We start from the raw sequence: 26,714 nt of genomic DNA, 5'->3' as shown, positions 1-26,714 counted from the left end.
GACCCCGAAGAGCATGGCGCTTCGTCGCAGCCCCCGAAATGAAAAGCGTCGCAGAAAAGGATAAGGGGTGAGGGGTAAGGGGTAAGCGCGGCTTGCAGGGGAAACCCGGTTCTTGATAGGCGTTCTGCAACAACAAGCAGGACAGGGGCAGGGCGATGACGATGATCTCGGGGTCTCGGGCCGGGCTGGCGCTTGGCATGGCGCTGGTGCTGGCGGGTTGCGGCCTTGGCCGCATGTCCGAACAGGAATGCATGGAACGGGCGATGTATTTCGAATCGAACCGCTCCAGCCGCGACGGCATGGTCGCGGTGGGCAGCGTGGTCATGAACCGCGTGCAGTCGGGGCAGTATCCCCGGTCGGTCTGCGGCGTGGTCGCGCAAAAGAACCAGTTCGCGCCGGGCATCATGAGGCGCAAGATGAACCTGCGGACCGCGCCGCAGGTGCGCGAGGCCGCCCGGTCCGTCCTGCGCGGCGAGCGCCATCCCCTGGTCGGCAACGCGATGTTCTTCCACACGGCGGGACACCGCTTTCCTTATGACAACATGCATTACGTGCTGGTGGCAGGCGGCAACGCCTTCTACGAAAAGCGCCGCAACCTTCTGGTGACGCAGCCCATCCCGCCCCATCCCGTCGAGGGCATCACCGGGCGCTGACCGGCGTGCCGTCGGGGTTCAGGTCCACCCATTCCCCGCGTTCGGCCGAGAGATAGACCGCCTCCAGCAGGTGCATGTCGCGCAGGCCCATGTCCGCCGGGGTCAGGATGGGGGTGCCGTCGCGCACGGCCTTGCTGAAATGGTCGATCTGCCCGGTGAACTGCCGTTCGCTGGGACCCGACGGCTTGGGGATCTCCTGCCCCTGGGCCGTGGTGACCGTCAGCCGGTTGCCGCTGTATTCGGTGGCCGGATCCAGCACCGCCACGCCCTGCGATCCCCACAGGTCGATCCGCTTCTTGCTGGCGACATAGCCCGACGAGATGCCGGCCCGCCGCCCCGAGGGAAAGACCAGCTGCACCTGCGCGATGGCCTCGACCTCGCCGAAGCGGCCGTCGGGGGTCTCGGGCGAGAAGGTGGCGGCGATCAGGCGGCTTGGCACCTCGTCCAGCAGCCAGATCAGCCCGTTCAGGGAATAGATGCCGATGTCCATCATCGACCCGCCGCCCGCCAGATCGCGCACCATCCGCCACTGGTCGCGCTCGACCCCAGGGTCCAGGGGGCGGTGATGGTCCGAGGTCGCATACCAGATCTCGCCCAGTTCGCCCTTGTCCACCATCTCCTTCAACGCGGTGTTGTTCGGCTCGAAATGGGCGCGATAGGCGATCATGATCTTGCGGTCGGCGGCCTTGGCCGCGTCGATCATCCGCTGCGCCGCGGCGGAATTATGGGCGAAGGGCTTTTCGCAGAGGACATGCTTGCCCGCCTCCAGCGCGGCGACGACGTTTTCCTCGTGGATGGCATTGGGCGTGATCACGTAGACGATGTCGATGGCGTCGTTGTCCGCCAGCCCCTGCATCCCGTAATCGAAGATCGCGCCTTCCGGCACGCCCCAGGCGGCGCCCACGGCCAGCGCCTTGTCGCGGTTGCCCGAGATCAGGCCGGTCAGCGTCGCCTCGGACGCCTGGCCGATGGCGGGAATGGCATGGTTCTGCGCGAAATGACCCAAGCCGCAGACCGCCCAGCCAAGCCGGTTTTCGGGCGGGGTCGGGCGCGGGGCGGCGTCCAGTTCGGGTTCGGGCCGGCCTGCCGCCCCGCGTTCCAGGGGATCGGCGGGCGGCGTCTGCCCGGTGCCGATGGCGCGCCCGGCGGTCTGGGCCAGGGCGGGCGCGGTCCCCAGGCCAAGCGCCAGGGTGCCCATGCCGGCCCCCGCCGCCGAGGTTTGCAGGAAGCCGCGCCGGGAAACGGTGGTCATGGTCATCATGGAGGCTCCGTGGCTGGGATCAAAGCGACGAGGGTTGGAACCGTTGCAGCGTCAGTTCGATCGTCCCGTCGGCATCCGGGTTCGCGGGGACGCTTTTCAGCATGACCTTTTCGGTCCTGCCGTCGATCTCGATCCGGCCCTTGTGCAGGCGGTCCAGCCCCCGGGCATCAAGGCCGCCATCGGTGTGGAAGCGGATGAAGTCGCCCCCGGATTCGGCTGTCCCCTGCAAGGGGGCCATGCCGTCCAGGGTCAGTGTGGCCTTGCTCATGCGTCTTTCCTTCCTGATGGGTCGGGGGTCGGTGTCCCCCGTCAACCCCCCGGAAGGGCCGGGCGTTCCGCCACGGCGGCGCGGGGCCAAGGGAAAGACAGGACGGGCCGGCCCTATCCCAGCAGGTCGGTCGCCGGGTTGTCGGCGATCTCGACATCCGCGTAATAGCGTTGCGCCTGCACGGGGCTGCGGTGCAGCGACAGCGCCATGGCGGCGGGCAGGGGGGCGCCGTCCAGCGCGGCCTGCGTCAGGAAGCCGGACCGCAGCCCGTGGGCGCTGGCGAAATCGGGCGGATAGCCCGCCAGCACCAGGCGGTTGCGCACCACGGCGCGGATCGCCTCGGGACCCAGACGGCGGGGCAGCACGCGGTCCGACAGGCTGACGGGGCGGAACAGCGGGCCGTCGCCGATCCGGGCCAGGGTGATCCAGGCCATGACGGCGCGGGCCGGGCGGCCCTTCAGCGGCAGGCGGGGGGCCAGGCCGGGACCGGTGGTCTTGGTCGCCAGCAGCCTGATGCGCAGCAGGCCCGACGCCTCGAAGTCGCGCGCGTCCACGTCATCCCCGTTCAGGGCCGAGATTTCGGACCGCCTGCGCCCGCCCGAGGCCCATCCCAGCATCAGCAGCGCCGTGTCGCGCAGGCCGCGGTGGCTGTGATCGCAGGTGGCCAGCATGGCTTCCAGCACGGGGCGGGTGATGGGGTTTTCGGACTTGCGCGCCCGGGGCCGCGCCGCCGCGCGCCGGGCACGGGCACGGGCCTGCGAGACCAGCGGCGCCTCGAAGGGCGAGGGCAGGTTCCGCATCCGGTGGAAGGCCCGCCAGCTGGCGATGCGCCGGTCCAGGGTGGCGGGGGCGGGGCAGGCCAGCGTGCGGCGCAAGCCCGCCGCCACCAGCGCCAGCGCCGCGTCCTGCGCCGCGCCCGGCACCCGGGTCAGATCCTGGGCATGATCCAGAAGAAAGCGCAGCGCCACGGCTTCGCTTTCCGGCCAGTCAAGCGCCGCGCCGAAGGCCGCCCGCTTCCAGGCGGCGATATAGGCAAGGTCGCGTTCCCACGCGCGCAGCGTGTTGGCGGGCGTGCCGCGCCGGTACAGCGCGGCCAGCGCCGCGGCCTGGTCGGGGGGCAGGGACAAGGGGGCAAGGGGCAGGTCCATGCGCGCAGGATGCGGCGGATCGGGGCGGGGGCGCAAGCCTACCAGGGGATCGGGTGGCCAAGGCGGTCCAGGAAGCTGCCGCTGTGTCCGGGCGCCAGCCGGTCGATGCTGTCCAGCAGGGCGGATGCGGCCTCGGGCGGCTGTTGGACCTGCAAGCCGGTCTTGGCGAATTTCCCCGACAACCCGGTCGCGACCGTGCCGGGATGAAAGGCCACGCAGATGGCCCGGGGGTGGGTGCGGCGCAGTTCCACCGCCGCCGTGCGGACGATCTGGTTCAGCGCCGCCTTGGACGCGCGATAGGAATACCAGCCGCCCAGCCGGTTGTCGCCGATGCTGCCCACCTTGGCCGACAGGACCGCGAACACCGCCCGCCGGTCGCGGGGCATCAGCGGCAGGAAATGCTTCATCACCAGCGCCGGGCCGATGGCATTGACGGCAAAGGCCCGGGCCATGGCCTCGGGGTCCAGCGCGCGGAGGGTCTTTTCCGGCTCGACCCCCGGCCCGTGCAGCAGGCCCGTCGCCACGATGACCAGCGCGGGCGTGCCGATGTCGGCCACCCGCCGGGCGGCAAGCGCGACGCCGGCGGGATCGGTCAGGTCCAGGTCCGGCCGCGACAGGCCGATCACCGCGCGGAACCCGCCCCGGGCCTGCACCTCTGCCACAAGCGCAGCCCCGATCCCGCCCGAGGCCCCGACCACCACCGCCACGTCGTCCATCGGTCCCCCCGCATAGTTTTTCTAATGCGCCATCCCAGAATATTGTCGTTCGCGGGGAAAGCCATGGGGGGCGTAGCAGGTGGGGCGGCACGCCGCTGGATCATGTCGGCCGTGCTGCCGCCGATGCGCGTTCTGGAACAGGGCGGCAAGACCATCCATGATCCGGTGGCGCCCGCCTCCGACAACCCCATCGCCATGAGCCTGCGCGAACCCGTGGGCGTCGTGGGCCTGGTGCTTCCTTGGCCGCGGGTTCCGGTCATCTGGGCAACGGCATCCATGGCCATCCGCCGTGCCTGGGCTGCGGCAAGGGCGGCGAGACGCTGGAGGAGGCCGCGAAAACGGATCAGGATCCGGCGGCCTCGCTGGCGGCATGAAGTGGCTGGACACTGATAAAAATCAATGCAACCCTTTGCGGGTGTTGACGGTTGACCCATGCTCTTGTTGCTGGATGGTCCCATATGCCTGGTTGGATTGCTGCGATTTCCGATTTCTGCTCGCAGGTCCCGCCCAGCATTCCGCAATCCCCCCCCGATCCCGGCTTCTGGGAGGCAAGCACGCTTCCCTTAGACCGGAGGCGGCCTGACAAGGTCGAGGTCGTCGGCGGCTATCTGGAACGCCTGCCCTTGGCCGCCGTCGCCGCGGGCCTGGTCGATCACGCCGAGGTCTGGAGCTTTGCAGGCCGCGACGGCGACTCCGACCGCGACAGGGACCTTTCGGACGGCACGCCCGACGCCCGCAACCCCGGGCTGGTCCGGCGCGTGTTCCGGGCCGACGGTCCCGCGCCCCATGCGTCCTGCGAGGCGGTGGATTTCATCGCCAAGGTGGGCGCGCCCGAAATCCTGTGTGTCTGGGGCCTTGGCGTCGATGCGGCGCTGCTGGAGGCCTGCGATGCCTCGGTCAAGATCTACAATTCCATTGACGCGCCCGCCCTGCGCATCCCCGACGACCTGGCGGCGAAGTTCGATCTGTTCCTGACCGGCGCCGACTGGCAGTCGCGGGAAATCGAGGCCCGGGTGCCCGGCGCGCGCACCCTGGTGCTGCCCATCGGTCCCGCCTTCGCATCCGGCGATACGTTCTTTCCGACGGGCGCGGACAAGGACCGCGACGTGGTCTATGTGGCCTGCGCGCAGCCCTACAAGCGCCACGACATCCTGTTCGACGCCATGGCGCGCCGCCCCGGCACGCGCGGGCTGCTGGTGGTGGGCTACGGCCACCAGGCCGACGAGTTCCGCGACCGCGCCGCCCGCGACGGGCTGGATCTGGAGATCGTGGGTCCGCCCGGCGTGTCCCATGACGAGGTGAACCGCCAGATCAACCGCGCCCGCGTGGGCGTCGTGTGCGGCGTCGATGACGGGGCGCCCGCGATCCTGACCGAATACCAGCTGGCGGGCCTGCCGGTGCTGGCCAATGCGCGGCTGTCCTGCGGCTTGCAATTCGTCACGCCGGACACCGGGGTCGTTGCCCACGAAGGCGCCGACTTTGCCGAGGCGCTGGACATGCTGCTGCGCGATTACGCCCGCTATGACCCGCGCGACGCCGCGCTGTCCCGGTGGGGCTGGCAGCCCAGCATGGCCGTGCTGGCCCGGGAACTGACCGAAATCCGCAATGCAAGGATGGTGCCATGAACGATGCCAACCCCCTGACCCCCCTTGCGCTTGCGATCCGGCCGGCGCTGATCTGCTTTTCGCACCTGCGTTGGGATTTCGTGCTGCAACGCCCGCAGCACCTGATGTCGCGCCTGGCCCGCGACTATCGCCTGTTCTTCTGGGAAGAAGCGATCCCCACCGACCACCACCTGCCCTATCTGGAATTCCACGCCTTCGAGGGCACCACGGTCCAGGCGATCCGCCCCCGCGTCCCCGCCCGCTGGTCGCCCGCCGACCAGGCCCGCGCGCTGTCGGGCCTGCTGGACCAGATGATGGGCCTTGGCGGCATCCACCGTCCGGTCCTGTGGTTCTACACGCCCATGATGTGGCCCATCGCCGCCCATGTCGAGGCAGGGGCCGTGGTCTATGACTGCATGGACGAACTGTCGGCCTTCCGCTTCGCCCCGCCCGACCTGGCCGCGAACGAGGCCGCGCTGATGGCCACGGCGGACGTGGTCTTTACCGGCGGCCATTCGATCTACGAGGCGAAGGCCGACCGGCACGCCAACATCCACCCCTTTCCGTCGGCGGTCGATACCGCGCATTTCGCCCGCGCCCGGGGCGGGCTGGCGGAACCGGGCGACCAGGCGGGCCTGCCCCATCCGCGCTTGGGCTATTACGGCGTGATCGACGAACGGCTGGACCTGGGCCTGATCGCGGCGCTGGCCCGCGCCCATCCCGACTGGTCGGTCGTGATGATCGGTCCCCTGGCCAAGATCGCCCCCGAGGATCTGCCGCGCGCGCCCAACATCCACTGGCTGGGCCAGCGCGGCTATGACCAGTTGCCCGCCTATCTGTCGGGATGGGACGTGGCGCTGATGCCATTCGCCATGAACGAGGCGACGCGCTTCATCTCGCCCACCAAGACGCCGGAATACCTGGCGGGTGGCGTGCAGGTGGTGTCCACCCCGGTGCGCGACGTGGTGCGCCAGTATGGCGACGTGGCCGCCGTGCGGATCGCGGCGGATGCGGACGGCTTCGTGCGCGCCTGCGAGGAGGCCCTGGCCGCGCGCGGCCAGACGCAATGGCGCGACGACGCCGACCGGGTGCTGGCCGATCTCAGCTGGGACAGCACCTTCGGGCGGATGCGGGACCATCTGGACCGGGTGCTGGGCAAGCACCCGCCCTCGGCCTCGGTCGTGAAGCTGCCGACGCCGCCCACCTTGCGCGGCGCGAAAAGGCACGACGTGACGATCTGCGGCGCGGGCTTTGCCGGATCCGTGCTGGCCCGGCAATTCGCCGAGGTGTCGGGCAAGCGCGTGCTGCTGGTGGACCGCCGTCCCCATGTCGCGGGCAACGCCTTCGACTGCCTGGACGACGCGGGCGTCCTGATCCACCGCTATGGCCCGCATATCTTCCACACCAACAGCGACGACGTGTTCGCCTGGCTGGGCCGCTTCACCGAATGGCGCCCCTATGAACACCGCGTGCTGGCGCGGGTGGGCGGCAAGTCGGTGCCCATGCCCATCAACCGCACCACGCTGAACGCGCTTTACGGCCTGGACATGCAGTCGGATGCCGAGGCCGAGGCCTTCCTGGCCCGCAAGGCCGAACCCGTGGCCGACATCCGCACCTCGCGCGATGTGGTGGTGAACGCCATCGGGACCGAACTTTACGAGACCTTCTTCCAGGGCTACACCCGCAAGCAATGGGGGCTGGACCCGTCGCAACTGGACAAGTCGGTGACGGCGCGCGTGCCGACCCGGACCAACACCGACGACCGTTACTTCACCGACAAGCACCAGGCCATGCCGCGCGAGGGTTACACCCGCATGTTCGAACGGATGCTGGACCATCCGGGGATCGAGCTGGCGCTTGGCACCGATTTCCACGACCTGAAGCCCGCCGAGCGCGGCGCGCTGACGGTCTATACCGGTCCCATCGACGCCTATTTCGGCCACCGCTTCGGCACGCTGCCCTATCGCAGCCTGCAGTTCCGGCACGAGACGCTGGACCGGGCGCAGTTCCAGCCCGTCGCCGTGGTGAACTTCCCGGCCGAGGACGTGCCCCATACCCGGATCACGGAATACAAGCACCTGACGGGCCAGGTCCACGCCAGGACCTCGATCAGCTACGAATATCCGTCAGCCGAGGGGGATCCCTATTACCCGATCCCGCGCCCGGAAAACCAGGCGCTGTTCCGCCGCTATGACGCGCTGGCGGCGGCGGAACCGAACGTGATCTTCGCGGGACGCCTGGGCAGTTACCGGTATTACAACATGGATCAGGTCGTGGGCCAGGCGCTTGCGATCCACCGGCGGTTGACGGCCCGGCAGCCCGCCGCGGATGCGATGGTCCCCCTGGCGTGATGGCGTGATGCGCTGCCTTTTGCTGACCGACAGCCCCGAGCCTTCGGGGGTGGGCGAACACATGCTGACCCTGGCCCGGTCCCTGCCGCCGGGCATGGCGAGCCTGGGCTTTCCCGATCACGCCGCAGGCCGCGCGCTGGTCCGGCGCGCCAAGGCCATGGGCCTGCCCGCGCAGGTCTTTGCCCCGGGTGACGCCCAACGCGTCGTGGCCGCCAGCCCCGCGCGCCTTGTCCATGTCCATGCGGGCATCGGGTGGGAAGGCCACGGCCTTGTCGCCGCAGCCGTGCGGGCAGGCAGGGCGGTGGTGCGCACCGAACACCTGCCCTGGCTTTTGACCGATGCGGGGCAGATCGCCGATTACGCCCGGGCCAGCCGCGGCCTGGACGCGATCATCGCGGTCTCGGACGCGGGGGCTGCGGGCTGGCGGGCGGCGCTTGCGGGCATGGGGCGCCGGGTGCCGGTCCATGCGGTTCCGAACGGCACCGCCGCGCTGCCCATGCGCCACCGGGGCGGGGACGGGCTGGCGATGCTGTGCGTCGGCCGCTTCGCCCCGCAAAAGCTGCACCGCACGCTGCTGGCGGCGCTGGCCCGCCTGCACCGGCGCGGGATCGCGGCGCGGCTGGATCTGGCGGGGCAGGGAACGGACAAGGCGCAGATGCGCCGCTGGGCCGCACGGTTGGGGCTGGCCGGCCATGTCCGCTTCCTGGGCCGGCGCGACGACGTGCCCGCGCTGATGGCCGCATCCGACCTGCTGGTCCTGCCCTCGGGCTTCGAGGGGCTGCCCCTTGTCGCGCTGGAGGCGATGTCCATCGGCCTGCCCGTCGTGGCCACCGACGTGACCGGATCGGCCGAGGCCCTGGGCGAGGGGCATCCCTGGCTGGTCCCGCCGCGCCGGTCGCGGCCCCTGGCCGATGCGATGGCGGGGGCGTTGACCGATCCCCTGCGCCGCGCCATCGTGGCGCGCGACGGGCAGGCCCGCTGGCGCGGCCATTTCACCGCCGACCGCATGGCGGCGGACACTTTGCAAATCTACCGCCGCGTGTTGCGGCAGCGAAACGAGGACGGAATGACCAAGACAAGGCTGGGCTTCATCGGCGCGGGCGGCATCGCGCATCGCCATTTCGGCGTGCTGCGGACGATGGATGACGTGGAGATCGCGGCTGTCTGCGATCCCGACGGGGACCGCGCCCGCCAGGCCGCCGAGGCCACCGGCGCCACGGCCTATCCCGATCACGAGGCGATGCTGGAAGCCCAGGATCTGGACGCCGTCTTCATCTGCGTGCCGCCCTTTGCCCATGGCGCGCCCGAACGCGCCTGCATCGCGCGCGGGCTGCCCTTCTTCGTCGAAAAGCCCCTGTCGCTGGACATCGCCCTGGCCGAGGAGATCGCGTCCGAGGTCGAGGCGGCAGGCCTTGTCACCGCCGTCGGCTATCACTGGCGCTACTTGGACACGATGGACGAGGCGCGCGGCCATCTGGCGCGCAACCCCGCCCATCTGATCCAGGGCTTCTGGCTGGACCAGACGCCGCCCCCTGAGTGGTGGTGGGACCAGGACCGCAGCGGCGGGCAGGTGGTCGAACAGGCAACCCACGTGATCGACGCCGCGCGTTTCCTGGCGGGCGACGTGACCGAGGTTTTCGGCATGGCCGCCCATCGCGACCGCGCCGATTTCCGGGGCCTGAGCGTGCCCACCGCCACCGCCGCCACCCTGCGCTTTGCCAGCGGGGCCATCGCCAACCTGTCGGCCACCTGCCTGTTGCGCTGGAACCACCGCGTCGGCCTGCATGTCTTCGCCGACGGCATGGCGCTGGAGATCAGCGACCATGACCTGATGGTCGATGTGGGCCAGGGCCGCCCCGTCCGCCACGCCCATGGCGATCCCGTCTGGCGCGAGGACCGCGACTTCATCGAGGCCGTCCAGGGCCGCGAGAACCGCATCCGATGTCCGTACGGGGAGGCGCTGATGACCCACCGCGTGGCCCTGGCGGTCAGCCAGTCCGCCCGCGACGGCGCCCTCGTGAAGATGGAGGGGCTGCGGGCTGACCCGCAGCCCATCTTTCGTCCGTCCCCTGCGCCGGATGCCCACCATGCCGCATGAGCATCGCCACATCCGGTCCCTGGGCATCGAACGCCCGCACGAGCCGTATTTCTTCGGCTATGACGAAGGCCCGGCGGGCGAGGGCCAGGTGCGTCTGGACCTGATGTACACGGGCCTTTCGGCGGGGACGGAACTGACCTTCCTGAAAGGCAGCAACCCCTATCTGCACAGCCGTTGGGACGACTGGCAGGGTCTGTTTATCCCCGGAGAGCCGTCGGCGCACTTCCCCGTCAACTTCCTGGGCTACATGGAGGTGGCCAAGGTCATCGACGCCCGCGCGCCGGGGTTCGACAACGGCGACGTGCTGGCCACCACCTTCGGCCACAAGACCGGCCACACCGCGAACCCCGCCCATGACCTGCTGCTGACGCTGCCGCGCGGCATGGATCCGATCCTGGGCATCTTCGTGGCGCAGATGGGACCGATCGCCGCCAACGGCATCCTGCACGCCGACGCCGACCAGTTCGGCGCGGGCGTCCCCTATCTGGGCGCGGGGGTCGAGGGCCGCCCGGTCCTGGTCTGGGGCGGCGGCACGGTGGGCCTCTTCTGCGCGCTGTTCGCGCGTCAGGGCGGGGCGTCCGAGATCGTGGTCGTGGACCCCTCGCCCTTCCGGCAGGACATCGCCCGCAAGCTGGGCTTTACCGCCATGGGCGAGGACGAGGCCGTGCGATACGCCAAGTCCGCCTGGCACCACAAGACGGCCGGGCGCGGCGCGGAATACGTGTTCCAGACCCGCGCACGGTCCGACAGCCTCAACCGTTGCCTGCAAGCCCTGCGCCCGCAGGGGACCGTGATCGACCTGGCCTTCTACCAGGGCGGCATGGACGGCGCCCGCTTCGGCGAGGAGTTCCACCACAACGGTTTGGCGATCCGCTGCGCGCAGATCAACCGGATGCCGCGCCCCGTGGCGCACGCCTGGGACCAGCGGCGGCTGGCGCAGGAAACGCTGCGGCTGTTGCAGGCCGAGGGCGACGCCATCCGGCAGCACATGATCACCCATGTGGTGCCCTATGACGACGCGCCCGGCTTCCTGCGCCATCTGGTGGCGGACCGCCCCGACTTCCTCCAGATCGTGTTCGAGGCCGCATGAACGCCGACGACACCCATGCCTGGGGGATCATTCCCCCCGACGCCTTCCCGCTGCCCCACCCGGACCATGCGCTGATCCGCATCACCTTCGTCATGGCCTGGCTGGTGGTGGGCGGCGAGGAAACGGAAATCCGCCTGCTGGCCCGCAACCTGCCGCACGACCGGTACCGCATCACCGTCATCCCCTGCCTCCGCAAGGAGGGGATGCCCCACCAGACCCACGAGCAACTGGCCGACCTGGGCGTGCATGTGGACACCACGCCCTATGGCCTGGGGTTCGAGGACACCATCGACTATCTGCGCCGCAAGCTGGCGGGGGCCGATGTGGTCGTGTCCTGCCAGGACGTGGCCGACATCTATCCCGCGCTGGAACGCATGGCGCTGCGCCCGCCCTTGATCGAGCATGGCGGCCTGGTCCGCGAGGCCCTGTCGGGACCCAAGCACTTCACCACCCGCTATGTGGGCGTCTGCGACAGCATCCGCGCGGCGGCGGCCTCGAAGATGCCGGACCGGGTTCAGGACGCGCTTGAAATCCCCTCGATGGTCGATCTGGACGAGTTCCGCCCCGAACGCCGCGACGACATGCGCGCCTTGCTGGGCATCGCGCCGGACGAGATCCTGATCGGTTGGGCCGGGCGGCTGGACCGCAAGAAGCGGGTCGAGGATTTCGTCGCCGCCGCCCTGCGCCTGGCCGACACCGCGCCCCGCGCGCGCTTCATCGTGGTGGGCGGTCCCGACGCCTTCATGCCGGAATACGAACACGAATTGCGCCACATGGCCGGTCCCCTGGGCCACCGCATGATCTTCACCGGCGACCGCAGGGACGTGCCGGACCTGATGGCGGCCATGGACATCTTCTGCTGGCTGTCGCGCGGCGAGGGGATGCCCCATGTCATCGCCGAGGCCGGCGCGGCAGGCCTGCCGGTGATCGCCACCGCCGACAACGGCTCGATGGAACAGATCGTGGACGGGGTCAGCGGCATCTTCGTGCCCCACGAGGATCCGGCTGCCGTGGCCGATGCCATGGCGCGCCTGCTGGGCGACGCGCCCCTGCGCGCGCGGCTTGGGCACGCCCTGCGCGCCCATGTCCATGCCAGCTATTCCGCGCAGGTCGTGGTGCCGCAATGGCGGGCGCTGATCGACCGGGTGCTGGCCGAACGCCCGCCCGCGCCGCCGCCCGCCACCTTCGACAGCTTCGCCCTGGGGGGATGGGAATCCTCCACCCACCGGCTGCGCAACGGTCGGCGGCTGGACCTGATCGAGGCCGTGGGCCATGACGTTCATGCCGCGCAGGACTACCGGCAGCTGGCAGGCCTCGGCATCCGCGCGGGCCGCGACGGCGTGCGCTGGCACCGGGTCGAACCCGAACCGGGGCGCTACGATTTCTCCAGCCTGACGCCGATGATGCGGGCCGCGCGCGACACCGGCACGCAGGTCATCTGGGATCTGCTGCATTACGGCTGGCCCGACGACCTGGACATCTGGGGCGCGGCTTTCGTGGACCGCTTTGCCCGCTTTGCCCGCGCCGTGGCGCTGCACCACCGGGAAATCACGGATGCCGTGCCCTTCTGGTGCCCGGTCAACGAGATCAGCTTCTTCGCCTGGGCGGGGGGCGACGCCCAATACCTCAACCCCTTTGCCGCGCATCGGGGATACGAACTGAAATGCCAGCTGGCCCGCGCATCCATCGCGGCCATGCACGAACTGCGCGCCGTCGATCCCCGCGCGCGCTTCGTTCATGCCGAACCCCTGCTGGCGATCCACCACGACCCGCATAACGGGCGTCCGCTGTGGGAGGCGCATGGCTATCACGACGCGCAGTTCCAGGCCTTCGAGCTGATCATGGGCCGGATGTGGCCGCAGCTTGGCGGCGATCCGTCCTTCCTGGACATCGTGGGGGTCAACTATTACTGGAACAACCAGTGGATCCACGGCGGCCCGCCCATCGACATGGACCACCCCTGGTATCGCCCCCTGTCCGACCTGCTGGTCGAGGTCGCGGCGCGTTACGACCGCCCGCTGATGATCGCCGAGACGGGGACCGAGGGCGCGCGCCGCGCATCCTGGTTCGCCTATATCCGCGACGAGGTCGCCCGCGCCCGCGACCGCGGCGTCCGGGTGGAAGGCATCTGCCTTTACCCCATCGCCAACCATCCCGGATGGGACGACGACCGGCTGTGCCCCAACGGGCTTCTGGGGCACGATCCCTCGGGCGGGATGCGGGCGGTCGAATGGCCGCTCGCCCAGGAAATCGCGCGCCGCGCCATGGCGGGGACCTAGCGGAACCCGACCCGCCCCAAGCCGTTCGTTTTGCGACGGATGGCGGAGGCGGCGATGGCACCCAGGGCAAGCTGGAAGGGATTTCTGAAGGTCGGAGAGGTCAGTTGCGCGGTGGGGCTTTACACCGCCGCCTCGACCTCGGAACGCATCGCCTTTCACACGCTGAACCGCAAGACCGGCAACCGGTTGCAACGCGTCTTCGTGGACAGCGAGACGGGCAAGCCGGTGGACCGCGACGACCAGGTCAAGGGATACGAGGTCGGCTCGGGCGATTACGTGATGCTGGACGCGGGCGAGGTCGCATCCGCGGTGCCCGACAGCGACAAGACGCTGTCCATCACCGCCTTCATCGGCTGCGACGACATCGACGACCTGTATTTCGACAAGCCCTATTACATCGCCCCCGTCGATGAAGGGGCCGAGGAAGCCTTTGCCCTGATCCGCGACGGGATGCGCGCGAAAAAGGTCGCGGCCCTGGCGCAGACCGTGCTGTTCCGCCGCGTCCGCACGGTGCTGATCCGCGCCCATGAAGGCGGGCTGATCGGGACCACGCTGAACTTCGACTACGAGGTCCGCAACCCCGCCGAGGTCTTTGCCGACCTGCCCGACATCCGGGTCGAGGGCGAGATGCTGGACCTGGCCGAACACATCATCAAGACCAAGCGCGGCAGCTTCGATCCGCGCGATTTCGACGACCGCTACGAGGCCGCGCTGGCCGACCTGGTCCGCGCCAAGATCGAGGGCCGCACCATCCAGCCCCGCAAGGAACCCGAACCCGAGGTGCCCGTGGACCTGATGGCCGCCCTGCGCGAAAGCGCCGCCATGGCCAAGCCCGCGCGGCGCACGACCAAGCCGCGCGGCGGCGGGGCGAAGCCCAAGGCTCCGTCCCACCCGTCCACCCGCAAGAAGGCCGGCTAGGCCATGGCGGGGCAGTCGGGCGCGGGGCTGGAGGTCTATAACGAAAAGCGCGACTTCTCGCAGACGGCCGAGCCGCGCGGGCGCAAGGCGCGCGCGCCGGGCCACGCCTTCGTGATCCAGAAGCACGCCGCGACGCGGCTGCATTACGACCTGCGGCTGGAACTGGACGGCGTGCTGAAAAGCTGGGCCGTCGCCAAGGGGCCAAGCCTGGTCCCGGGTGAAAAGCGCCTGGCCGTCCATGTCGAGGATCATCCGCTGGATTACGCCACATTCGAGGGCACCATCCCCAAGGGCAACTATGGCGCGGGCGCGGTGATCGTCTGGGACCGGGGGACATGGGTTCCCGTGGGCGGCGACTATGCCACCGGCAAGCTGGAGTTCGAGCTGAAGGGCGAAAAGCTGGCGGGCCGCTGGCATCTGGTGCGGATGCGCGGCAAGCGCGGCGAGAACTGGCTGCTGATCAAGTCCGACGACGACGCCGCCCGCCCGGATGATGCCCCCGACATCCTGACGGAGCGCCCGGAGTCGGTGACGACCGGCCGCACGGTCGAGGAGGTGGCCGAAGGGGCCGAGAACAAGCCGAAGCCCGCCAAGCCTGCGGCAAAGCGCAAGCCCGCCCGGGACGAAGCCGCCCCCGCCCGGCGGGCGACAAAGGCCCCGATGCCGGATTTCATCCAACCCGCGCTGGCCACGCTGAAGCCCGCCCCGCCCACGGGCGCCAAATGGCTGCACGAGGTCAAGTTCGACGGCTATCGCCTGCAGGCCCGGCTGGAAGGGCAACAGGTCCGGCTGCTGACCCGCAGCGGCCTCGATTGGACCGACCGCTTCGGGACCGGGGTGACCGACGCCCTGCGCGCCCTGCCTGCGGAGACCGCCATCATCGACGGCGAGCTGGTGGTGGAAACCGGGGCGGGGTCGTCGGATTTCCCGGCGTTGCAGGCGGATCTGTCGGAAGGGCGCAACGACCGCTTCGTCTTCTACGTCTTCGACCTGATCTATCTGAACGGCCATGACCTGCGCACGGTGCCGCTGATCGAACGCAAGGGGTTGCTGGAAGACCTGGTCGGCTCGGATCCGGGCCGGGTGCGGTTTTCCAGCCATTTCGGCGAAAGCGGGTCGATGGTGCTGCGCCATGCCTGCCGGCTCAGCCTGGAAGGGATCATTTCCAAGGAGGCCGACGCGCCCTATCGTTCGGGGCGCGGCAAGGGCTGGATCAAGTCCAAATGCTCGGCCCGGCAGGAGTTCGTGGTGGCAGGCTATGTCCCGTCCACCACCTCGGACAAGCTGGTCGGGTCGCTGGCCCTGGGCGTTTTCGATGGCGGCACGCTGAATTACGTGGGCCGCGTCGGCACGGGGTTTTCCGCCACGGTGGCCGCCGATCTGCGCGACAGGCTGGACGGGATGCGCATCGACCGCAGCCCCTTCGCGGGCAAGCTGACGGCGGACGAGGCGCGCGGCGTCCGCCATGTGCGCCCCGAGCTGGTGGCCGAGGTCGAGTTCCGCGCCTGGACTGCCGACGGGTTGCTGCGCCACGCATCCTTCCGGGGGCTGCGCGAGGACAAGCCCGCCAGCGACGTGGTGCGCGAAAGCGGCCCGGCGGGCGAGACCCCCAAGCCGCAGAAACGCCGCGTAACCCTGACCCATCCCGACCGCATCTACTGGCCGGACGAGGGGATCACCAAGGAAGGGCTGGCCGACTATTACGCCGAGGTCTGGCCCCGGATCGCCCCCTTCATCACCGGCCGCCCCCTGGCCTTGCTGCGCTGTCCGGGCGGCATCGGCGGGCAAAGGTTCTTCCAGAAGCACGCTTGGAACGGGATGAGCAAGCACATCACCCCCGTCAAGGATCCGCAGAACAAGGCCGAGGAGGCGATGGTCGCCATCACCGACCTCGACGGGCTGATGGGCCTGGTCCAGGCGGCGGCGCTGGAGATCCATCCCTGGGGATCCACGGTGGCGGATTGGGACCACCCCGACACCCTGACCATGGATCTGGACCCGGGCGAGGGCGTGACCTGGGAGGCCGTGATCGCGGGCGCGCAGGAGGTGCGGCAGCGCCTGACGGACGCGGGGCTTGCGGCATTCGTCAAGACCTCGGGCGGGAAGGGGCTGCATGTGGTGGCGCCGCTGCTGCCCCGGGCGGATTGGGATGCCGTCAAGGACTTCACCAAGGGGCTGGCCGAGGCGATGGCGGCGGATAGCCCCGGCGCCTATGTCGCGACGGTCACCAAGTCGAAGCGCAGGGGCCGGATCCTGATCGACTATCTGCGCAACCAGCGCGGCATGACGGCGGTCGCGGCCTATTCCACCCGCGCCCGTCCCGGCGCCGCCGTGTCCATGCCCGTGGCGTGGGAGGAGTTGGACCAGATCGGTCCCGCCCATTTCACGGTGGAAAACACCCCGAACCGGCTGGCCGCCCTGACCCGCGACCCGTGGGAAGATTTTCGGACCGCCGCCCGGCCGCTGGAGGTCACGGGGCAGCGGCGGAAGCCGTAGGGTGCGTGCTTGCACGCATCGATGCGCCATGAAGGTGCGTGCAAGCACGCACCCTACAAGTTCCTAGGAAAACGGGCGTAGGGTGGGGTTTCACCCCACCATCTTCACCCTCGCATGGTGGGGTGGAACCCCACCCTACGGGCTGGCTCGCGATCAGCGGCTGCCGCGCTGTCCCTCGGCCTGGATGCTTTTCTTCAGCGCGGTCATGATGTCGATGACGTTGTCGGGCGTTTCCACCTTGGGGGCGCGAACCCTGGCAGGCTTTTTCCTGCCCTTCTGCTTGGCGGCGATGATGTCCAGAAGGCGCGCCTGGACTGGGTCGTCCACCATGTGGGCGTCCCACTGCGTGCTGCGTTCGTCGATCAGCTTGCGCACAAGGGTCATCAGCTTGGCCTCGGGCTTCTCCGCCCCGACCTTGTCGAAGTAATCGCCCGCCTCGCGCACCTCGTCGCCATAGCGCAGGGTCCACAGCACGATGCCCTTGTCGCAGGGCTTCAGCATCACCGCCCGTTCGCGGCGGTACATGACCACGCGGGAAATGCCCACGGTGCCGGTCGCCGCCATCGCGTCGCGGATCACGGCGAATGCCTCCTGGCCCACCTCGTCCCCCGGCAGCAGGAAATGCGGCCGGTCATACCAGACCCACCCGATGGAATGGTCGGGCACGAACATGTCGATGTCGATGGTGCGCGTGCTTTCCAGGGCGACGGCCTCGATCTCGTCGTCCTCCAGCATGACGTAATCGTTCTCGCCCCGTTCATAGCCCTTGACCTCGTCCTCGTCGCGGACGGGCCTTTCGGTGACGGAATCGACATACTGGCTGACCACGCGGTTGCCGGTCCTGGCGTTCAGCGTGTGGAAGCGGACCTTCTCGCCCTCGGTCGTGGCGGGCATCAGGGTGACGGGACAGGTCACCAGCGACAGTTTCAGATAGCCTTTCCAGAACGTGCGCGGTGCCATGATGCGGATCCTTGCGGGGGTCGGGGTCAAACGGCTGCAACCGGGGCTTTGTTCCCCGGGGCCGGGGTCACTGGCCGGTCGTGATCTCCTCGATATGCGCCCGGTGTTCCTCCAGCGTGGGCAGGGTCGCTGCGGCGAAGGCCTGAAGGTCGGGGTCGCTGCCGGTCTCCGCAAAGGTCTGGAACAGCCCCACCGCCTCGGCATGGGCGCGGACCTGCATGGTCTTGTAGAGGTTGTCGAACTCGGCCCCTCGGGCGTTTTCCAGAAGCCCGATCATGGCCATGTGTTCGGCCGTGGGTTCGGCAGGCAGGGGGATGTCCCCCGCCGCGGCCTTCAGGTCGGCCCCGGCCTTTTCGTGATCGGCGATCATGCGGGCCGCGAAGTCCTTCAGCGCAGGATCGGTCGCCTTGTCCGTGGCCATCTGGCTGGAGCGGATTTCAAAGGCGTTCGAGCTGGCGGCCATCCCGACAAAGGCCGGGGGGTCAACGTCCGTCTCCTGGGCCGGCGCGGCCAGGGGGAACAGGATCAGCAGGGCGGTCGCAAGGCGTTTCATGGCAGGGTTCCCTGGTTGCGGTCGAAGGTGCCGGTGACGGTCCCGGCGGCCAGCACATGCCCCTGCATCGCGGCCAGCACGGCGGCGCGGTCGGCGGCGGGGGGCAGGTCCAGGCTGGGCAGGTCCAGCGCGAAGACCTGGAAGTGATAATGATGCGGCCCGTCCGGGACCGGGGGTTTCGGCCCGGTATAGCCGGTCGATCCCATCGCGTTCGCGCCCTGCTTCACCCCCTCGGGGTCGGGCAGGGATGGTTCCGTCGGCAGCCCCTCGCGCAGGGCGGTCACGCTGGCGGGAATGTCATAGGCCAGCCAGTGGACGAAGGGCTTGGGTTCCCGGGCATCCGGGTCTTCGGCGATGATGACGAAGGACCGCGTCCCCTCGGGCGCGCCGTCCCAGGACAGGGCGGGCGAGGCGTTGTCGCCATCCGCCGCGTGTTTCGGGTCGATGGGGGCGTCGGGCTGGAACGGGGCGGTGACGGTCAGCCCCGCCGGGGCCTTCAGCACCTCGGTTGCGAGGGGCGAGGGCGGGGGCGGGACCAGCGCATTGGGCACGGGTCCGCCCGCGGGCGGGCGGTCCTGCGGCGCGGCCTCGGATGCGATGCGATAGATCACGCCCTGCGTGTCGTCCGACACGAAGACCGCGCCGTCGCGGCCCACCGCCACGCCGACCGGACGGCCCGCATGGGTCCAGCCCTCCGCGCCCTCGGCCAGAAAGCCCGTCATCACGGGTTCGATCCCCACGGGCTTGCCGTCCTGAAAGTCGATGCGGACCAGTTCATAGCCCGAGGGCGGGCGGCGGTTCCACGACCCGCGCATGGCGACCAGCGCGTCGCCCCGCCATTCGGGGAACATCGCGCCGTCATAGAACGCCATCTGCATGGGCGCCGCGTGCGCGGTATGGCCCAGGGCCGGTTCCTCCGAGATCTTGGCCCAGGTTTCCAGGCTGGTGCCCGGCGGCGGATTGTCCTGCGGGTTGAACCGGTCCATGCCATGGACATAGGGCCAGCCGTATTGCTTGCCCTGCCGGATCCGGTTCAGTTCCTCGATCTGCTCGTTGTCGCCCAGCCAGTCGATGCCGTGGTCCATGCCCCACAGCTGGCCGGTCTCGGGTTCCCAATCGAAGCCGATGGTGTTGCGCAAGCCGCCCGCGAAGATCGTGCGGCTGGTCCCGTCGGGTTCCGTGCGCAGGATCGTGGCGCTTTCGGGGTTCGTCTCGGCGCAGGCATTGCAGGTGCTGCCGACCGAGACATACAGCTTGCCGTCCGGTCCCATGGCCAGCGTCCGGTTCGGGTGCTGGCCGCCATCGGGCAGGTCGTCGATGATGCGGCGCAAGGGGCCGAAAGTGCCGTCTTCGGCCACATCGGCCACGTAAACGTCGTTCACCGTGACCAGATAGACCAGGTTGCCGTCGAAGGCGATGCCGTGCATCCCCGGCCTGCTGGCGACCGTGACCGGCGCGTCCGCCTGCCCGTCGCCATCGCCGTCGCGCAGCATCACCACGTCGCCCACGCTGCGCCGCGTGGCATAGAGCGTGCCTTCGGCTGACACCGCCAGGATGCGCGGATTGACCAGGTCCTTGGCAAAGACGCTGGCCGTCGCGCCCGGGGGCAGCCGGAAGCCGGACAGGTCCGCGTCAGGCGTGCGGGGCTGCGGTTCCAGGATCGCGCCGGTGACGGTGGCGTCGGAATACTGCCCGACCTTGCCCTCCGGCTGGGCCAGGGCCGATGTCGCGGCCAGGGCCGCCGCCGGGATCGTCAACACGAGGATGCGGGGCATGGCTGTTCCCGTTCGCCAGGATTTCGCCGCTCAACCCTGCGCGAGGTCCGCCGGTTCCGCCGTCATGGACCGCGACAAAATATCGCCCGGCGCGACGATGGGGGAACCGGGGGCGGGGACGGCTGTTGAGGACGGATCATCACCCCTTGCAAAGGATGCCGTCTATGAGCGTTGCCCTTGTCACCGGCGCATCGTCCGGGATCGGCCTTGAACTGGCGCGGATCTGCGTCGAGGACGGACATGACACCATCATCGTCGCCAACGAACCCGAAATCCACGACGCCGCCAGCGAGTTGGGCGCCCAGGCCGTCGAGGCCGACCTGGCCACGCGAGAGGGCACGCAGGCCGTGGTGGCGGCCCTGGGCGGGCAGGACGTGGACCTGTTGTTCCTGAACGCGGGCACGGGCCTTGGCCATACCTTCCTGGAACAGGACCTGGAGGGGATCGAGCGCACGGTGGAAACGAACATCCTGGGCGTGCTGCGGCTGGCCCATCCCCTGGGGCGGCGGATGGTCGCGCGCGGCCAGGGGCGGATCCTGATCACCGGATCCATCGCGGGCTTCATGCCGGGACCGTACCAGGCCACCTATAACGCCTCGAAGGCGTTCCTGGACAACTTCTCGGTCGGCCTAGCCGAGGAGCTGAAGGACAGCGGCGTCACCGTGACCTGCCTGATGCCGGGGCTGACCGACACCAAGTTCTTCGAACGGGCCGGGATGCTGGACACCCCGATCGGGCAGGCGCCGAAGGACGATCCGGCCATGGTCGCGGCCTTCGGCTATGGCGCGATGATGAAGGGCACGACCCAGGCCACGCCCACCTTCAAGAACAAGGCCCAGGCCGTCATCGCGGAATTCCTGCCCGCCGAACTGGTGGCCAAGCTGCATACCCGGATGGCCAAGCCCAAGGACGAATGAAGGAGGACGCGATGGCAAGACAGACACCGCGCGGACGCGCTCAGGACCGGCGCCTGGTCGCGGGCGGCCAGGACCACGAGGTCCGCTACGAAGCCGAGAAGATGGGCGTGTCGCGCAAGGAGGTCCGCGAGGCGGTCAAGTCCGAAGGCAACAGCCGGACCAAGGTGGAGGACAAGCTGAAGGACGACTGACCACGGGCGCGGGTTGAGGTCGAGATTCAGCAGAGATGGGACGGGGTGCCGGGCGGGACAAGGAAACGCATCGCGTTTCCCCCGCCCGCGACGGAACGGTGCCACCAGAAACGGTTCAGCCCCGCGACCACATGAGGCCGGCGCCCGACCCAGGGGGGCGTGAAGCGCCCGCCGGGGGCGGGGCGGGCGCTGGCCGGGCCTTTTAGAGGCCCGGCGGTTCAGGTTGATATGGCGCGGCGTGGCGAAGGCGATGGCCTTCGCCAGATCGGCGACGCTGCACCCTATCGTTCCTTCGGGATGATGCTGATGCCGCCGCTGACCTCCAGCACGGCGGCGTCGATGTCGTCCAGCGTCTTCAGCCCATGCTGGGACCGCGCGGCTTCCAGCAGGTCGCCCACGCCGACGCGCGCCCGGCGCATCGCCTCCTCGTCGATCCGGCCCTGGCTGATCAGGACGGTGGGGTTGCCGTCCAGGATGGAGGCCGCCCTGTCCGATCGCGCCTTGACGAAGGCCAGCAGCACGTCGGTCGCGAACAGCGTGACGATCAGGACCGCCGCGTTGGTGATGGAAAAGTCGTCGCCCAGCAGCGCCTGTTGCGTCGTCTCGGCGATGATCAGCAGCAGGACGAAATCGAAGGGCGTCATCTGCGCCATGGTGCGCCGGCCCGACAGGCGCGTGGCGATCAGCAGGATGACATAGACGGAAACGCCGCGAATAACCGAATCCATGATTTCCTCAGGGCAGAACGATCAGGGTGATCGGGCGGGTCTCGCCGTTGACGGTCATCTCGAAGCGGGTCCAGCCGAAATGCATGGCCCGCAGGGCGATCCTGACCTGATGCGGGGCAGGGCCTCCGGTGGGAAAGGTCATCACCTGCGCGCCTTCGGCCAGGCGGTTCGCGTCGGGTTCGGGCTGGATCCGCTCGATCTGGAAGCGGTCGAAGAAGGGTTGCGAGATGCGGACCTCGTGGCTGGGGGCGGGGTTGTCGAAGGTGATCGCCACCTCGTCCGAGCCTTCCCAGCGGGACACGCGCGGCACCTCGGCCCGGGTGTCGGCAAAGGGCACCGTCTGCCTGGAAAGGATGCCGCCGCTGCCGGTCAGGCCCAGCACCGCCAAGGCCATGATGCCGCCAAAGCACCACCAGGCGGCGCGCTGGACGCGCCAGTAACGGCGCTGGCGGGCGCGCGGCTCGTCCAGTTGCAGCCCGTCGGGGCGTATGTCCGGGATGGTCAGTCTTGTCCCCTTGGTCATGGCCGCTCTCCGCAAGCTCTTGCTTCCAGGGGAAAGCCCCCTGGACGGGCTGCGGTTCCGTGCCGGGATCAAGGCTGCTGGCCGGCCTCGACTTCGGGTGGCGTGTCATGAACCTCGCTCGCGTGCCACAGGTTGCGGCCGACGAACAGGACCAGCATGACGGCGACCAGGATGACCACCACCGCCACGCCCGCCCGGCCAAGGCGGCGAGGCCCGGGCGCGCGGTTTGTCACGACAGCGCCCAGATGGCGCCGAAGATCACCAGCAGGACCATGGCCAGGGGCCAGACCAGCACCTGCCAAGCCAGCCGGTTGCGCACGGGCGCGGTGGCGCGGACATAGTCCGTGTCCGAAGGTTCCCCCGCCGCCCCGGCCGATCGGTCGATGGGACCGCCCTCGGTCGTCTTGTCGCCGTCTTCGTTGGTGCTGGGCATGATCTTCAAGTCCCCTTTGCGCCGGGCGTCAGGACCACCTTGGTCCATTCGTCCTGCTTGCCGTGAAAGTTCCTGTAGCCGGTGGGCGCATCCTCCAGCGCCAGGCGGTGAGAGATCAGGAAGGTGGTGTCGATCTCTCCCTCCAGGATGCGGTGCAGCAGTTCGCGGGTGTATTTCTGCACATGGGTCTGGCCGGTGCGGATCTGCAGGCCCTTTTCCATCAGCGCGCCCAGCGGGAACTTGTCGGCCAGCCCGCCATAAACGCCGGGGATCGACACCCGCCCGCCCTTGCGCACGGCCATCAACGCCATGCGCAGCGCGTGCGCCCGGTCCGCGCCGATGCCGACCTTCTGCTTCAGCGCGTCCATCAGGTTGTCGGGCGAAAAGCCGTGGCTTTCCATGCCCACCGCGTCGATCACCGCGTCGGGTCCGATGCCGCCGGTCATCTCCATCAGCGCCTCCAGCACATGGGTCTGCTTGAAGTCGATGACCTTGGCGCCCAGGGACCGCGCCAGCGCCAGCCGATGGGGGTAATGGTCGATGGCGATGACCTGCCCTGCGCCCATCAGCAGCGCCGACTGGACCGCGAACAGCCCCACCGGCCCGCAGCCCCAGACGGCCACGCTGTCGCCGGGCCGGATGTCGGCGTTTTCGGCGGCCATCCAGCCGGTGGGCAGGATGTCGGACAGAAACAGCACCTGTTCGTCGGGCACCCCGTCCGGGATCACGACGGGACCCACATCGGAAAACGGCACGCGCACGTATTCCGCCTGACCGCCCGGATAGCCGCCGGTCATGTGGGAATAACCGAAAAGCCCGCTCATCGCGTGGCCATAAAGCAGTTCGGACGCTTCCTGCTTTTCCACCGGGTTCGAGTTGTCGCAGGCCGAGAATTGCTGCTGCTGGCAAAAGAAGCAGGCCCCGCAGGAAATGGTGAAGGGCACCACCACCCGGTCGCCCTTCTTCAGCGTGGATTTCGGCCCCGTGTCCACCACGCGGCCCATGAATTCGTGGCCCAGGATGTCGCCCGGCATCAGGCCGGGGATCACCGCGTCGTAAAGATGCAGGTCGGACCCGCAAATGGCCGTGGCGGTCACCTCGATGATGGCGTCGCGGGGGTTGACGATCTGGGGGTCGGGAACGGTATCGACGCGAACGTCATGCTTGCCGTGCCAGGTCAGTGCGCGCATCAGTCCGCCCTTCTGTTGGACGAGGTGGCGATCTCGCCGGTTTCCAGAAGCATCTTGAGCCGCTTCAATTCCTGCTTGCCGCGCACCTTCGGATCGGTGCCGCGCAGCCGGGCCGCCCATTGCCCGACGGTGCCCGCCTGCGGGCGCCAGGCGATATGGGCCTCGACCTCGGTGCCGCGGTTCGCGGGGGCGTCGCGCAACTGGACCTTGGCCTCGATCTCGATGTCCGCGCCGGGGACGGACCGCCAGGCGAGGGCCTCGTTCTCGCGGTCCTCGACCAGGCGGGTTTCCACGGCCAGGTGGCCGTCCGGCGTGTCGATGACCCAGGTCACGTCGTCGCCGCTGACCTGGACGGCGGCCAGACCCTCCATGAAGTCGGTCAGGCGGTCCGGGTTGCGCCACATGTCGTAGATGCGGCTTCGCGGCGCGGCGATGGTGACGGTGCGGCCCGCGACCTGATAGCCGCCGAAATGGGACCGGCGCGCGGTGCGGCCGGGCGCGCTGTCGGGCGGACGCCGGGCGGGGGATTTCAGCATCGCCCCCGCGGCAAGGCCCGCGCCGACGGTCAAGGCAAGCACGGCGGCGGCAAGGGGCAGGTCGGTCTGGCGGCGCGGCATCGGGACCTCGTGGAAACAGGGCGGCCGCCCCCGGGGACGGCCGCCGTCGCGCGTTCAGCGCGACTTCTGGTAAAGCTTGCTGGCGATCTCGAACATTTCCTCGGGGGCGTAATCCGGGGTGAAGGCCGAGGGCACGCCGGTCAGGTCATGGATCTTGCCGCCGTCGGGCAGGCCGTCCACCACCTCGAGCTCGCCCGGGGGATCGTCGGGCAGGGCCATTTCCCCGCCGCCCCAGATGCCGCGCATTTCCTCGTAATCCTTGGGGCTGAAGGTATAAAGCCGGCGGTGCGACCCTTCGGCCAGGTATTTCTGGCATTCCGGGATGTTGCCCAGCGGGATGTTCGGCGTGGGCAGGAACTTTTCCAGCTCCACCCCGGTGATCTTCTTCAGCGCCAGGGCATAGGCATGGGCATGGACCGACCCGCGCACCAGCAGGTATCCGCAGACCTCGCGCCCGGTGATGTTGGCGTCGGTCAGCGATTCATAGACCCGCAGCTTGTGCAGCCGCGCGCCGCATTCCAGGTGGAAGTTGTGCAGCAGATCCACGATCACGTTGCCGGTCGTGGTCACCATGTCCGCGTTCCAGGACATCGAGTTCGAGTTGACCGGAACCGCGCCCCCCGCATGGCTGTAGAACGAGGCCGCAGACCGGATGTCCTTCATCGCCTCGAACGGCGCGTTCGAGATGTCGCCGCCGAAGCCCTCGTCCCCGCCCGGCACGTCCGGGCCGTTGTTCAGCATGGCCACCCCGTTCGAGACCAGCTCGACATGGCCCAGTTCCTCGGCGGTGATGGCCGCGACCAGGCTGTAGAAGGGGCGCAGCTTGGACTTGCTGCGGAAGTTGAAGCTTTGGAACATGTAGTTCCCCAGCGTGGACATCTCGCCGTACTTGCCGCCCAGCAATTCTTGCAGGGCAGCGCCGGCGTTCGGATCTTGTCGCTTGGGGGCAGGCAATTCGACTTGCAGCTTATCGACGCGCAGGAACATGGCCGTTCTCCGGGTTCTGGATGCCAGGAAAGAACACGGATTGCCGGGAACTGTTCCGTCGGCGCCGGGCGAACAACGATCAATCGGCGGATTTGGCCGCAAAATGCAAGATAAGCCGGATTATGGATCACCCGCGGGGCTGACCATGCCGTATCCCCGGCGCTGCTTGCGCCGCGCCCAGGCCGCCTGTTCGCGCAGCGCGGCCTCTCGGTCGGCGAACCAGTGCTGGCGTTCCCGGCCGCGATGGCCGATGCGCCCCCAGTTGCGCACCAGCACGACGCCGCCGAACAGGTCGGGCACGACATCCAGGCGATAATACCGCGCCATGTTCCGGTCGGGATCGCGGCGGTCCAGAAGCACGCTGTCGGGTTCGCTGATCATGGGTTCAGTCTGCCCCCTTGTTCGCGTTTCGTCCAATGATGATCATGAATCGGAACCCGCCAAGCGATTCCCGCCGTTGATGGATCACGTCCGCTTGACCCGTGCCGCCCCGTGCCGCACAAGCGGACGGGCAAACCCCCGAAGGCGGCTTTCCATGCACGGGCTATCCTCGACCGGCGTCTTTCACGCCTTCCGCCTTGGTCCGGGCCAGAACCTGACCGAGGGGTTGCGCCGCGTCTTCGACGCAAGCGGCGCGGGGGCCATGGCGGTGGTGATGGGCGTGGGCAGCCTGACCGATGTCGTGATCCGCCACGCCAACCGGCCCGAAGGAACCGCCTATCGCGGCCATTTCGAGATCACGGCCCTGGCCGGCACGCTGGATGCAAGGACCCAGCACCTGCACCTGACCATCGCGGATGGCGAAGGCCGGGCCTTCGGCGGCCATCTGATGCCCCAGGGATCGGCGGTCTTCACCACGGCCGAGATCGTGGTCCTGGCCCTGCCCGGCCTGGTCTTCAACCGCCAGCCCTGCCCCCGGTCCGGCCATGACGAACTGGTCGTGTCGCGGCGCGGCTGA

The 26,714-nt window shown here is 69.1% G+C and carries 27 protein-coding genes; 12 read left to right on the top strand and 15 right to left on the bottom strand.

What is annotated here, in order from left to right:
* Positions 1–155: 155 nt before the first annotated feature.
* The gene (locus GIY56_RS13510; RefSeq protein WP_154765370.1) at positions 156–653 is read left to right on the top strand and encodes a cell wall hydrolase; all 498 of its coding nucleotides are present in this window, start codon (positions 156–158) and stop codon (positions 651–653) included.
* On the opposite strand, the gene GIY56_RS13505 is transcribed toward GIY56_RS13510, so the two are convergent.
* From GIY56_RS13505 to GIY56_RS13490, 4 genes are all read right to left on the bottom strand, one after another.
* The gene (locus GIY56_RS13505) at positions 640–1,914 is read right to left on the bottom strand and encodes a Gfo/Idh/MocA family protein (protein ID WP_230312522.1); all 1,275 of its coding nucleotides are present in this window, start codon (positions 1,912–1,914) and stop codon (positions 640–642) included. The two genes, GIY56_RS13510 and GIY56_RS13505, sit on opposite strands and share 14 nt — an antisense overlap.
* Positions 1,915–1,933: 19 nt before the next feature.
* Positions 1,934–2,182 (bottom strand): hypothetical protein, encoded by a 249-nt coding sequence (locus tag GIY56_RS13500; protein ID WP_154765369.1) that lies wholly within the window; start codon positions 2,180–2,182, stop codon positions 1,934–1,936.
* Between the two features lie 113 nt (positions 2,183–2,295).
* Complete coding sequence (locus GIY56_RS13495) at positions 2,296–3,330, bottom strand: site-specific integrase (protein WP_154765368.1); 1,035 nt, start codon at positions 3,328–3,330, stop codon at positions 2,296–2,298.
* Positions 3,331–3,368: 38 nt separating this feature from the next.
* Positions 3,369–4,046, bottom strand: a complete 678-nt coding sequence (locus GIY56_RS13490; RefSeq protein WP_154765367.1) for an SDR family oxidoreductase — start codon at positions 4,044–4,046, stop codon at positions 3,369–3,371.
* A 239-nt stretch (positions 4,047–4,285) separates the two neighbouring features.
* Between GIY56_RS13490 and GIY56_RS18785 the strand changes: the two genes are divergently transcribed.
* The 8 genes from GIY56_RS18785 (at position 4,286) to ligD (ending at position 16,882) form a co-directional block, all read left to right on the top strand.
* The gene (locus GIY56_RS18785; RefSeq protein ID WP_268866578.1) at positions 4,286–4,420 is read left to right on the top strand and encodes a hypothetical protein; all 135 of its coding nucleotides are present in this window, start codon (positions 4,286–4,288) and stop codon (positions 4,418–4,420) included.
* 84 nt (positions 4,421–4,504) lie between these two features.
* Positions 4,505–5,671: a glycosyltransferase gene (locus tag GIY56_RS13485; protein WP_154765366.1), complete on the top strand. Its 1,167-nt coding sequence runs from the start codon at positions 4,505–4,507 to the stop codon at positions 5,669–5,671.
* Positions 5,668–8,001, top strand: a complete 2,334-nt coding sequence (glf, locus tag GIY56_RS13480; RefSeq protein WP_230312521.1) for a UDP-galactopyranose mutase — start codon at positions 5,668–5,670, stop codon at positions 7,999–8,001. Before GIY56_RS13485 ends, glf begins: the two co-directional genes overlap by 4 nt.
* A gap of 7 nt (positions 8,002–8,008) precedes the next feature.
* Positions 8,009–10,099 (top strand): glycosyltransferase, encoded by a 2,091-nt coding sequence (locus tag GIY56_RS18895; protein WP_328288547.1) that lies wholly within the window; start codon positions 8,009–8,011, stop codon positions 10,097–10,099.
* On the top strand, positions 10,089–11,189 hold the full coding sequence (locus GIY56_RS13470) for a zinc-dependent alcohol dehydrogenase (protein ID WP_196053631.1): 1,101 nt from the start codon (positions 10,089–10,091) through the stop codon (positions 11,187–11,189). The genes GIY56_RS18895 and GIY56_RS13470 overlap by 11 nt, the downstream gene beginning before the upstream one ends.
* Positions 11,186–13,468, top strand: coding sequence for a glycosyltransferase family 4 protein (locus GIY56_RS13465; RefSeq protein ID WP_154765363.1), 2,283 nt, complete (start codon positions 11,186–11,188; stop codon positions 13,466–13,468). Before GIY56_RS13470 ends, GIY56_RS13465 begins: the two co-directional genes overlap by 4 nt.
* A 54-nt stretch (positions 13,469–13,522) precedes the next feature.
* Positions 13,523–14,386, top strand: coding sequence for a non-homologous end joining protein Ku (gene ku, locus GIY56_RS13460; protein WP_154765362.1), 864 nt, complete (start codon positions 13,523–13,525; stop codon positions 14,384–14,386).
* Between the two features lie 3 nt (positions 14,387–14,389).
* On the top strand, positions 14,390–16,882 hold the full coding sequence (ligD, locus tag GIY56_RS13455) for a DNA ligase D (protein WP_154765361.1): 2,493 nt from the start codon (positions 14,390–14,392) through the stop codon (positions 16,880–16,882).
* A 153-nt stretch (positions 16,883–17,035) separates the two neighbouring features.
* Here the strand turns inward: ligD and ku (GIY56_RS13450) are convergent, their stop codons facing one another.
* The 3 genes from ku (GIY56_RS13450) to GIY56_RS13440 all read right to left on the bottom strand — a co-directional run bounded on the left by ku (GIY56_RS13450) (position 17,036) and on the right by GIY56_RS13440 (position 20,170).
* Positions 17,036–17,842, bottom strand: a complete 807-nt coding sequence (ku, locus tag GIY56_RS13450; RefSeq protein WP_154765360.1) for a non-homologous end joining protein Ku — start codon at positions 17,840–17,842, stop codon at positions 17,036–17,038.
* Positions 17,843–17,909: 67 nt separating this feature from the next.
* Positions 17,910–18,395 (bottom strand): DUF4142 domain-containing protein, encoded by a 486-nt coding sequence (locus GIY56_RS13445; RefSeq protein WP_154765359.1) that lies wholly within the window; start codon positions 18,393–18,395, stop codon positions 17,910–17,912.
* Entirely contained in the window at positions 18,392–20,170 is a 1,779-nt protein-coding gene (locus tag GIY56_RS13440) for a YbhB/YbcL family Raf kinase inhibitor-like protein (RefSeq protein ID WP_154765358.1), read from the bottom strand. Before GIY56_RS13440 ends, GIY56_RS13445 begins: the two co-directional genes overlap by 4 nt.
* Before the next feature lie 164 nt (positions 20,171–20,334).
* On the opposite strand from GIY56_RS13440, the gene GIY56_RS13435 reads away from it, so the two are divergent.
* A complete protein-coding gene (locus tag GIY56_RS13435) occupies positions 20,335–21,087 on the top strand; it encodes an SDR family NAD(P)-dependent oxidoreductase (protein ID WP_230312520.1) in 753 nt (250 codons plus the stop codon).
* An 11-nt stretch (positions 21,088–21,098) separates the two neighbouring features.
* Positions 21,099–21,278 (top strand): DUF3606 domain-containing protein, encoded by a 180-nt coding sequence (locus GIY56_RS13430; RefSeq protein ID WP_154765356.1) that lies wholly within the window; start codon positions 21,099–21,101, stop codon positions 21,276–21,278.
* A 281-nt stretch (positions 21,279–21,559) separates the two neighbouring features.
* Here the strand turns inward: GIY56_RS13430 and GIY56_RS13425 are convergent, their stop codons facing one another.
* From GIY56_RS13425 to GIY56_RS13390, 8 genes are all read right to left on the bottom strand, one after another.
* Positions 21,560–22,006, bottom strand: coding sequence for a DUF421 domain-containing protein (locus GIY56_RS13425; RefSeq protein WP_154765355.1), 447 nt, complete (start codon positions 22,004–22,006; stop codon positions 21,560–21,562).
* Positions 22,007–22,013: 7 nt separating this feature from the next.
* On the bottom strand, positions 22,014–22,529 hold the full coding sequence (locus tag GIY56_RS13420; protein WP_154765354.1) for a hypothetical protein: 516 nt from the start codon (positions 22,527–22,529) through the stop codon (positions 22,014–22,016).
* Between the two features lie 68 nt (positions 22,530–22,597).
* Complete coding sequence (locus GIY56_RS13415) at positions 22,598–22,762, bottom strand: hypothetical protein (protein ID WP_154765353.1); 165 nt, start codon at positions 22,760–22,762, stop codon at positions 22,598–22,600.
* Entirely contained in the window at positions 22,759–22,962 is a 204-nt protein-coding gene (locus tag GIY56_RS13410) for a hypothetical protein (protein ID WP_154765352.1), read from the bottom strand. Before GIY56_RS13410 ends, GIY56_RS13415 begins: the two co-directional genes overlap by 4 nt.
* Positions 22,963–22,967: 5 nt before the next feature.
* Positions 22,968–24,152 (bottom strand): zinc-dependent alcohol dehydrogenase, encoded by a 1,185-nt coding sequence (locus tag GIY56_RS13405; RefSeq protein WP_154765351.1) that lies wholly within the window; start codon positions 24,150–24,152, stop codon positions 22,968–22,970.
* Positions 24,152–24,769, bottom strand: coding sequence for an SRPBCC family protein (locus tag GIY56_RS13400; protein WP_154765350.1), 618 nt, complete (start codon positions 24,767–24,769; stop codon positions 24,152–24,154). Before GIY56_RS13400 ends, GIY56_RS13405 begins: the two co-directional genes overlap by 1 nt.
* 54 nt (positions 24,770–24,823) lie before the next feature.
* Positions 24,824–25,756, bottom strand: coding sequence for a manganese catalase family protein (locus GIY56_RS13395; RefSeq protein ID WP_154765349.1), 933 nt, complete (start codon positions 25,754–25,756; stop codon positions 24,824–24,826).
* Positions 25,757–25,876: 120 nt separating this feature from the next.
* Complete coding sequence (locus GIY56_RS13390; RefSeq protein ID WP_154765348.1) at positions 25,877–26,137, bottom strand: WGR domain-containing protein; 261 nt, start codon at positions 26,135–26,137, stop codon at positions 25,877–25,879.
* Positions 26,138–26,291: 154 nt separating this feature from the next.
* Here GIY56_RS13390 and GIY56_RS13385 point away from each other — a divergent pair, with 154 nt between their 5' ends.
* On the top strand, positions 26,292–26,714 hold the full coding sequence (locus tag GIY56_RS13385; protein ID WP_196053630.1) for a PPC domain-containing DNA-binding protein: 423 nt from the start codon (positions 26,292–26,294) through the stop codon (positions 26,712–26,714).

The sequence above is a fragment of the Paracoccus lichenicola genome (genome assembly GCF_009708075.1).
GTDB lineage: Bacteria > Pseudomonadota > Alphaproteobacteria > Rhodobacterales > Rhodobacteraceae > Paracoccus > Paracoccus lichenicola.
The sequence above is the reverse complement of the archived record's forward strand: the minus strand, read 5'-3'. Positions and strand labels throughout refer to the sequence as shown.